A 1,827-nucleotide genomic window follows, 5' to 3' on the forward strand; every position below is an offset into this window, starting at 1 on the left:
GACCTCGGCGGTGCAGACCTCGGCGGTGCAGACCTCGGCGGTGCATACCTCCGCGGTGCATACCTCCGCGGTGCAGACCTCGGCGGTGCAGACCTCGGCGGTGCAGACCTCCGCGGTGCATACCTCCGCGGTGCAGACCTCCGCGGTGCAGACCTCCGCGGTGCAATCCACGCGCACATCATGCCCATCAACGCGGGCAAGAGCGGCGACGGGGCAATGTTCCCGACGCATGAGGGATGGCGGATCTCGATCGGCTGCTGGAGGGGCAAGACCCTCGAGGAGTTCGACCAGCTCCTCGCCGACGAGGTGCCCTGGCCGGAGGCGCGGGGTGACGAGCGGGATCGTCGACGCCCCTTGCTGCAGGCATACCGGGCGCTCGCAGATCAGTTCATCGCTGCGCTGCCGGCGGATCTGATCGACCAGTACAAGGCCGGCTTCGAGCAGTGGCAGGCCGAGAAGGCAGCGAAGGAGAAGAGCGCATGAGCGCGCAGGTGGCGGAAGCGTATCAGTCCCAGGTGCTCGTGGATCTGGAAGCCTGCGCGGGTGCCCCGGATACCGATCGCCCCGCGTGGCTGGCCGAGCGCCGTGGCGGAATCACCGCTACGGAGGTTCGCGATCTGTACATGCGGAAGATCGGCCGCAAGGCGTACAAGGAGCCGCAGCAGCTGATCGACGAGAAGCTCGAGCGTGCCGAGGATACGTTCTCGGGGAACCGGTACACCGACTGGGGTAAGGAGCGGGAGCCGGTGATCGCTGCCCGGCTTGAGCGCTCGGAGGGGTTCGCTCCGGAGGCTCGGGTGTTCCATCATCCGGAGAACTCGCGCTATCTGGCATCGCCGGATGGGCTCGGAGTGGACTTCGACGAGCTGCTCGAGCTGCTGGAGATCAAGACGGCGGGCTACGACCTGCCGCCCGGCTCGGAGAAGTACGCCGAGAAGGGGTACGAGTTTCAGGCTCAGTGGCAGATGTTCGTGCTCGGCGCCCGCCGCGTGCGGTTCGTTGTCGAGGAGCGGATCACTGAGCCGGATGGGTCGTTCTCGCCGGGGCCGGAGCATCGGTACTGGATCGATCGGGACGACGAGCTGATCGCGCGTCTCGTCGAGGTCGCCGACGAGTTTCTCGCCGAGGTGGATCGTCAGCGCGAGGAGGGCGCTCCGAAGGTCGACCCTGCGCTCGATGAGCTCGCTGCTGACGTGCTGGCTGGGCGGGCTGCCGAGAGCGCTGGGAAGTCTCGGAAGGAGGCCGCGTGGTCGGCGCTTACCGCGGTGCTCGCGGAGGGTGGGCGCTATGTGTCGCAGGCGTCTGATCGGGCGAAGGTCACCTATACGCCGGGCGCGGTGTTCGTGGATGAGGTGGTCGACCTGGAGGCGGCTGCGGCTGCGTATCCGAAGGAGACGGAGCAGCTGAAACGGGCGAAGGCCCGGGTGGAGAAGCTGCAGGCGGCGTGGGATGCGCTGGCTGTGTCGCACACGAAGAAGGTTCGTGCGGTCGGGAAGCCGAAGTTGACGGTGACCGCGGTGAAGGAGAAGAAGGCATGAGCGCTGAGGTGATGGAGCGCGCGGGCGCGCTGCCGGCGACGTCGGATTCGAGCCAGTGGACGGATCGTGAGCGCGCGCTCGCGATGACGCTCGGGCTCGCCGTCGAACGCAACAACAAGGTCGAGGTCGCGGATCGGGGAACGATCGAGGTGTTCCTCGCGCAGTGCGCGCGGACGCAGCTCGATCCGGTTGCGCGGCAGATCTACTGCATCAAGCGCGGGAACAAGTGGGGCGTGCAGGTGTCGATCGACGGTGCTCGTCTCGTGGCGGAGCGCTCGGGTGACTACGA

3 protein-coding genes and 1 pseudogene are annotated in these 1,827 nt (G+C 67.4%); all 4 read left to right on the plus strand.

The genetic code is table 11. The annotated features are described in order from the left end of the window. Positions 1 to 156 (plus strand): annotated as a pseudogene (locus ACWKZU_RS18220) (pentapeptide repeat-containing protein); the annotation flags it as partial. 24 nt (positions 157 to 180) lie between these two features. Next, entirely contained in the window at positions 181 to 483 is a 303-nt protein-coding gene (locus tag ACWKZU_RS18225; RefSeq protein ID WP_449283759.1) for a hypothetical protein, read from the plus strand. Continuing rightward, positions 480 to 1,538, plus strand: a complete 1,059-nt coding sequence (locus tag ACWKZU_RS18230; protein WP_449283757.1) for a YqaJ viral recombinase family protein — start codon at positions 480 to 482, stop codon at positions 1,536 to 1,538. Before ACWKZU_RS18225 ends, ACWKZU_RS18230 begins: the two co-directional genes overlap by 4 nt. Continuing rightward, positions 1,535 to 1,827 (plus strand): recombinase RecT (locus ACWKZU_RS18235; protein ID WP_449283758.1); only part of this gene is annotated, 293 nt, incomplete at its 3' end. The genes ACWKZU_RS18230 and ACWKZU_RS18235, both read left to right, overlap by 4 nt.

This window comes from Leucobacter sp. (assembly GCF_053528595.1).

Bases quoted from the DNA above. Each gene is read 5' to 3' on its own strand.
- ACWKZU_RS18225 (WP_449283759.1), top strand. From the start codon at position 181: ATGCCCATCAACGCGGGCAAGAGCGGCGACGGGGCAATGTTCCCGACG.
- ACWKZU_RS18230 (WP_449283757.1), top strand. From the start codon at position 480: ATGAGCGCGCAGGTGGCGGAAGCGTATCAGTCCCAGGTGCTCGTGGAT.